A 6,947-nucleotide genomic window follows, 5' to 3' on the forward strand; every position below is an offset into this window, starting at 1 on the left:
GCCCCCGCGGCTCCGGTGCCGATCCGCAAGCCCGTGGTGACCGCGGGCCAGCCGCTGCCGCCGCAGCCGTCCGCCAACGAGATCAGCCCCGAGGCGCTCGCCTCCGTGCGCGAGGTCGAGAAGCGCGCCCGCCGTCTCACGCTGATGGAACTGACCGAGCGGACCTGCAAATGGCCGATCGGCGATCCGGCGACCGACGACTTCTGGTTCTGCGGCCTGCCCTCTTCGGCCGGCAAGCCCTATTGCGAGGCGCATGTGGGCGTGGCCTTCCAGCCGATGAGCGCCCGCCGCGACCGTCGCCGCTGACGCCTGCCCGGCGGCGGGCCATGCCAGCCGCCACCCCTCATCCGTCCCGCCTCGGCCTGCCCGAGGCAATCGGGGCCTGCGTCCCCTGACTGCCTGCGGCCCGGACCGAAATCCCTCCGGCGCGTCGTGCGGCCCCTCGCGGGCCTGAAAGGCGAGGCGCCGGCCCCGGGGCCCGCCCGAGAGGCGGCTCAGTTTCCGCCGAGAAGCCGGTTCAGGGCGCGTCCGGCCTCGTTCTGCAGGGCCTCGCGGGCGCGGCGCTTGGCGGCCTCCTCGAGGCTCTCGCCCTCCTGCGGCACCACGCCCAGACGCTCGGCCGCTTCCTCTTCCAGCCGCTCCTTCACCTGTTGCCCCACCGGCTGGCGCACCAGAGCATCGAGATCCAGCCGATAGCGCGGGCTGGCCCAGGGGCCGGAGACGAGGAGCGGCACGCTCACCCCGCCGGTGCCGTCGCCCTGCGGCAGGAGCGTGGGCAGCAGGCGATAGTCGAGCGTCCGCGCGCCGATCCCCACCTGCCCCCTGCCCGTGGCGCGCAGCAGCGGCGCCTCGAGCGTCAGATCCTCGTTCCGCAGCACGCCCTTCTCGATGGTGAAGGTTGCGCCCATGCGGTCGAAGATCGTGCGGGTCCCCTGCCCCACCGAGCCCGCATCGAGGGTCCGCACCATCCGCGCCACATCGAGCCCGCGCAGCTCGCCCTTGCCGAAGCGGACCGAGCCCGTGCCCGAGAGGCTCTGCATCAGCGCTTCCTCATGCGGGCCCGCGGCCAGCAGCTTCAGCCGCAGGTCGCCCTGCGTGGCGAGCCGGTCGAACTCCGCCAGATCGCCGAGGAGCGGCTCGGTCTGCAGGCCCGCAAGGGTGAGGTCCGCGCCGACCGACAGCCCCTGACGGCCGTTCACGATCAGCTCGCCCGAAAGCGTGCCCCCGTAGGCCGCGACCTCGCGCAGGTCGGCCACCAGCCGGGCGCGGTCGAGCGTCAGGATCGCCTTCGTGGCCCCGAGCTTCAGCCGGCCGAAATCGACGCTGCCCGCCGAGAGCGCGAGGCCCAGATCGAGCGCCGAAAGTGCGCTCACGTCGATGGGCTGGCGCGACCAGCCCTTGCCTGCGTCTCCTCCGCCGCCCGTGCCGCCACCGCCGGTGGAAAGCCCTGCGAGGTTCAGCGTCTCGGCGCGCAGGTTCGCCTCGAGCTTCGGGCGCTCGCCCTGCGGGATCAGATCCGCATCGACGGCCAGACGGTTGCCGTCGGCCGTCACCTGCCCCTTCCGCAGATGGAGCGTGCCGCCCTCGGCGAGGGTGAGCCCGCCCGTGAGAGCGATCTGGCGCCGGCCCAGCCCCTCGGGCAAGGCGGGACGCTCCCGGCCGAAGAGCGCCGCCAGATCGCCGAGATCGCCGAGCGCCGCATCGATCTTGCCCTCGGCCATGGGCGGGGCGCTGCCCGCTTCGCCGTCGAAGCCGATCCGGGCCGCGCCCGTGACCAGCGAGAGCCGCACGGGCGCCACGCGGCCGGCAAGGCTGGTGCCCGCCTCGGCGAGCCGGCCTTCGACCGCAAAGCCGCGGCCGTTGGCCTGTCCCGAGAGCGTGAGATCCGCCGGTCCTCCCGCTTCGGGAAGGCTCACGCGCATGTCGAGCGCCGAGATCTCGGTGCGCAGGCCCGCCGCCCGGTCGATCCAGAGCACGCGTCCCCCGGTGACCAGCCCCTCGTCGAGCGAGAAGAGCGGAAAGCCCGCCTGCGCCGAGGCCGGCGCCGGGCCGGCCTGGCCCTCGGCCGCGGCGCCCTCCGTCCCGCGCGGCGGGGGCGAGAGATCCCAGTTGGCCCGGCCCTCGGCATCCCGCTCGAGCCGGATCACCGGCTCTTCGAGCGCGATCCGGCTGATGCGCCAGGCGCCGCTCATCAGCGCGAGCGTGTCGAGCCCGATCTCGAGCGAGCGGGCCTCGAGCATCGGCCCCTCGTCGGTCCAGGGCGCGTTGGCCACGGTGACGGGTCCCGTGCGCACCCCGAGACGCGGCCAGATCGAGGGCCGCACATCGCCCGAAATCGTCATGGCGCGGCCGGTCGCCGCCTCGAATTCGCGGGCCGCAAGCTCGGCCACCCGCTCGCGCGGCATGAGCACGAGGGCCACGAGGAACAGGGCCACGAGCCCGAAGAGCACAGCCGCCAGACGGACCAGCCAGCGCATCGACACCTCCGATCTGTGTCGGGAAAGCCTAGCGGCCGCGTTCCGCCGCAGCAAGCAGCCTGCCGGAGCGCCGGGGCCGCGCCGGTCAGGATTGCGTGAGGCTGCGCCTGCGGGCCTTCGCCGTGCGGCCCTCTGCGTCTTGCCCCGGAGCCGCCGAGGCCCTAGACAGTCGCAACCGCCCAAACCGGAAGAATGCCATGTCGAAACTGACGTCGATCGAGCACCACAAGCCGAAGAAGAAGGGCACGCAGCTCGTCTTCTGGGGCCTCGTCGGGCTGATGGCCGTGGGCCTCGGCGGCTTTGGCGTGACCAATTTCGGCGGCGGCCTCACCACGGTCGGCAGCGTGGGCGACCGCGACATCACCACGGGGGCCTATGCCCGCGCGCTCCAGCAGGAGATGCGGGCGCTCGGCGCGCAGATCAACCAGCCGGTCACGATGGAGATGGCCAGGGCCTTCGGCCTCGACCAGCAGGTGCGCCGCCGGCTCGTCACCGAGGCCGCGCTCTCGAACGAGGCCGACCGGATCGGCCTGTCGGTGGGCGACGAGCGCGTGGCGCGCGAGATCACCGGCACGGATGCCTTCCACGGCCCCTCGGGCCAGTTCGACCGCGAGACCTATCGGCTCGTGCTGCGCCAGAACAACCTTTCCGAGGGCGAGTTCGAGACCGGCCTGCGCGAGGATATGGCGCGCTCTCTCCTGCAGGGCGCGGTGGGCGGCGGCTTCACCGCTCCGGCCCGGATGGTGGATACGCTCCACGCCTATATCGCCGAGCGGCGGAGCTTCGGGCTGCTGCGCGTGACCGAGGCCAATCTCGCCGAACCGCTGGCCGCGCCGACCGATGCCGAGCTTCAGGCCTGGTACGAGGCGCATCCCGCCGATTTCACCGCCCCCGAGACCAAGCGCATCACCTATGCCGCGCTGCTGCCGCAGGATGTGGCGGCGACCCTGCCGGCGGACGAGGCGGCGCTGCGCCGGCTCTATGACGAGCGGCACGCCGAGTTCGTGCAGCCCGAGCGGCGGCTGGTCGAGCGGCTGGTCTTCCCCACCGCCGAGGCCGCCGCGGAAGCGCGCCAGCGCCTCGATGCCGGCACGCCCTTCGAGACGCTCGTCGCCGAGCGCGGGCTGGAGCTGGCCGACATCGACCTCGGCGATGCGTCGCGGGACGCTCTCGGGGGGGCGGCGGACGCCGTCTTCGCCCTGACCGCGCCCGGCATCGCGGGTCCGGTCGAGACCGACCTCGGCCCGGCGCTCTTCCGGGTGAACGGGGTGATCGCGGCGCATGAGACACCCTTCGACGAGGTGCGCGACGATCTCCTCACGGAATATCAGCAGGAGGCCGCGGGCCGCGCCATCGCGGGCCGCCGCGAGCAGATCGACGACCTTCTGGCCGCCGGCGCCACGCTCGAGGATCTTGCCGGCGAGGCCGGCATGAAGATCGCGACCGTCGATTACGCGCCGGGTCTCGATTCCGACATCTCGGGCTACGAGGCCTTCCGCACGGCCGCCGACAAGCTGCAGAAGGACGATTTCCCCGAGACGATCCTTTTGAACGACGGCGGCCTTCTGGCCATGCGTCTGGACGAGGTCGTGGCGCCGAAGCTCAAGCCCTTCGAGGAGGTGCGCGACGATGTGGCCGAGGCTGCCCGCAAGGACGCCCTGACCAAGGCGCTGGCCGCCCGCGCGACCCAGATCGCCAAGGCCGCCGAAGAGGGCACCGACCTCGGCAGCTTCGGCCCGGTCGAGGATCTGGGACCGATGACCCGCGACGGCTTCGTCGAGGGGGTGCCCGAGACGCTCGTGTCCTCCGCCTTCGAGATGCAGCAGGGCGCCTTCCGCGCGATCGAGGGCCCGGACTTCGCCGGTGTCCTGCGGCTCGACGCGATCGAGCCCGCGGCGGCCGACGACGAGGCGGCCAAGGCGCTCAAGGCCTCGCTCTCGGCGCAGATCGAGCAGGCGCTGTCGCAGGATGCGCTCGCGCTCTTTTCCAGCAGCCTGATGCAGGAGGCCGGCATCACGCTCAACGATGCCGCCATCTCTGCGGTTCAGGCCCAGTTCCAGTAAGAGGCCCCCCTTGTCGCTCGTGACCTCCTTCGAAAGCTTCGAGCGCGGCTGGAATGCCGGGCAGAACCAGCTCGTCTATGCCCGGCTGACCGCGGATCTCGACACGCCGGTGTCGCTGATGCTGAAGCTGGCCGAGGCGCGCACCGACACGTTCATGCTGGAATCGGTGACGGGCGGCGAGATCCGCGGCCGCTATTCGGTCGTGGGCATGAAGCCCGATCTGATCTGGCAGTGCCATGGGCAGGACAGCCGCATCAACCGCGAGGCCCGCTTCGACCGTCAGGCCTTCCAGTCGCTCGAGGGGCATCCGCTCGAGACGCTGCGGGCGCTGATCGCCGAGAGCCGGATCGAGATGCCGGCCGACCTGCCCCCCATCGCGGCGGGCCTGTTCGGCTATCTCGGCTATGACATGATCCGGCTGGTCGAGCATCTGCCGGGGATCAATCCCGATCCGCTGGGCCTGCCCGATGCGGTGCTGATGCGGCCCTCGGTCGTGGCGGTGCTCGACGGGGTGAAGGGCGAGGTGACCGTGGTGGCCCCCGCCTGGGTCTCGTCGGGCCTCTCGGCGCGGGCCGCCTATGCGCAGGCGGCCGAGCGGGTGATGGATGCGCTGCGCGATCTCGACCGTGCGCCGCCCGTGCAGCGCGACTTCGGCGAGGTGGCGCAGGTGGGCGAGATGCGCTCGAACTTCAGCCACGAGGGCTACAAGGCCGCGGTCGAGAAGGCCAAGGACTATATTCGCGCGGGCGACATCTTCCAGGTGGTGCCGTCGCAGCGCTGGGCGCAGGACTTCCGTCTGCCGCCCTTCGCGCTCTACCGCAGCTTGCGCAAGACCAACCCCTCGCCCTTCATGTTCTTCTTCAACTTCGGGGGTTTCCAGGTGGTGGGGGCCAGCCCCGAGATCCTCGTGCGGCTGCGCGACCGCGAAGTGACGGTCCGTCCCATCGCCGGCACCCGCAAGCGCGGCGCGACGCCCGAGGAGGACCGCGCGCTGGAGGCCGACCTCCTGTCGGACAAGAAGGAACTGGCCGAGCATCTGATGCTGCTCGACCTCGGGCGCAACGATGTGGGCCGGGTGGCCCGGATCGGCACCGTGCGCCCGACCGAGAAGTTCATCATCGAGCGCTATTCCCACGTCATGCACATCGTCTCGAACGTGGTGGGCGAGATCGCGGAGGGCGAGGATGCGCTCTCGGCGCTGCTGGCGGGCCTGCCGGCCGGCACGGTTTCGGGCGCGCCCAAGGTGCGGGCGATGGAGATCATCGACGAGCTCGAGCCGGAAAAGCGCGGCGTCTATGGCGGCGGCGTGGGCTATTTCGCGGCCAATGGGGAAATGGATTTCTGCATTGCCCTGCGGACCGCGGTCCTGAAGGACGAGACGCTCTACATCCAGTCGGGCGGCGGCGTGGTCTATGACAGCGATCCCGAGGCCGAATATCAGGAGACGGTCAACAAGGCCATGGCGCTCCGCAGGGCCGCCGAGGATGCGGGCCTCTTCGCCCGCCGCGCCGGGAACGGCTGACGGCCCCAAGGCACCGCGCCCGTATGGGCGGGCCTTGACAGGTCCGCACCTTCACGCCGCCCCGGAGGACATCTGCCGGCGCGTTCCCGGCCCGGCCGGGACGCGCCTGCGGCGCGAGAGGCCCTGCCCGGAGGGCCCTCCCCTCAGGCGGAAGCCCGGCCCTTACCCTCAGCGCAGGAGCGCCGTGGCGGGGGCCAGCGCCACGCCATCGGCGCGCCCCTCGAGGGACCATTCCATCAGGCCCTTCAGCGTCTCGGGGCGCGTGTCGCCGAGGATCATCGCCCGCCCGTCCTGCGCCGCCTTGAAGGCCGCCCGGTCGAGGGCGCGCCGCACCGAGGCCGCATCCGCCTCGCCCTCGTCGAGGCGCCGGAAGACGACCGCCGAGGGCAGACCCTCCCGCCGGGCCACCTGATCGGCCGCATTGAGCCCGTGGTCGTGGGTGACAAGTCCCCTGCCCTGCGCGGCGAGGATCTCCACCACCTGCGTCGACAGGGAGCGCGTTGCCTGAAAGCCGCCCGCGGGCAGGTCGATCAGGCCCACCGCCTCGGGCAGGGCTGCGGCAGCGCTCTCGAGCGTCACCTCGACGTCGGAGGGCATCGCATCCTCGGGCAAGCCGCTGGCGAGCATCAGCACCTCATGACCGGCCGCGCGGTAGATCCCGGCCGCGGTGGCCGCGTCGGGGGCCTGCGGGTCGATCACGAAGGTGACGGGGAAGGACAGGGCCGCGAGCGCCTCGCGGTCGAGAAGCGGGCCGCCCGTGTCCTGCAGGAGGATCGAGAGGAGCGGCTTCCGGCCCGGGTTCTCGAAGGGCTGCGCGTAGCGGCGCAGCGGCGGCTGCGCGGCCGCAGGCTCGGCGGAGGGCGCGGGATCGCCGATCCGCGGCAG

The 6,947-nt window shown here is 72.2% G+C and carries 5 protein-coding genes; 3 read left to right on the plus strand and 2 right to left on the minus strand.

The genetic code is table 11. The annotated features are described in order from the left end of the window. Positions 1-306 (plus strand): GcrA family cell cycle regulator (locus A9O63_RS17430; protein WP_328585914.1); only part of this gene is annotated, 306 nt, incomplete at its 5' end. Between the two features lie 188 nt (positions 307-494). Here A9O63_RS17430 and A9O63_RS17435 read toward each other — a convergent pair. Then, positions 495-2,477, minus strand: coding sequence for an AsmA family protein (locus A9O63_RS17435; protein ID WP_069333060.1), 1,983 nt, complete (start codon positions 2,475-2,477; stop codon positions 495-497). Positions 2,478-2,674: 197 nt separating this feature from the next. On the opposite strand from A9O63_RS17435, the gene A9O63_RS17440 reads away from it, so the two are divergent. Next, on the plus strand, positions 2,675-4,540 hold the full coding sequence (locus A9O63_RS17440; RefSeq protein ID WP_069333061.1) for a peptidyl-prolyl cis-trans isomerase: 1,866 nt from the start codon (positions 2,675-2,677) through the stop codon (positions 4,538-4,540). A 10-nt stretch (positions 4,541-4,550) separates the two neighbouring features. Continuing rightward, a complete protein-coding gene (trpE, locus tag A9O63_RS17445; RefSeq protein ID WP_069333062.1) occupies positions 4,551-6,062 on the plus strand; it encodes an anthranilate synthase component I in 1,512 nt (503 codons plus the stop codon). A gap of 168 nt (positions 6,063-6,230) precedes the next feature. On the opposite strand, the gene A9O63_RS17450 is transcribed toward trpE, so the two are convergent. Further along, the coding region (locus A9O63_RS17450; RefSeq protein WP_141703110.1) for a divergent polysaccharide deacetylase family protein at positions 6,231-6,947 on the minus strand (717 nt) is incomplete at its 5' end.

It is taken from the genome of Cereibacter johrii, assembly GCF_001720585.1.
GTDB classification, from domain to species: Bacteria; Pseudomonadota; Alphaproteobacteria; order Rhodobacterales; family Rhodobacteraceae; genus Cereibacter_A; species Cereibacter_A johrii.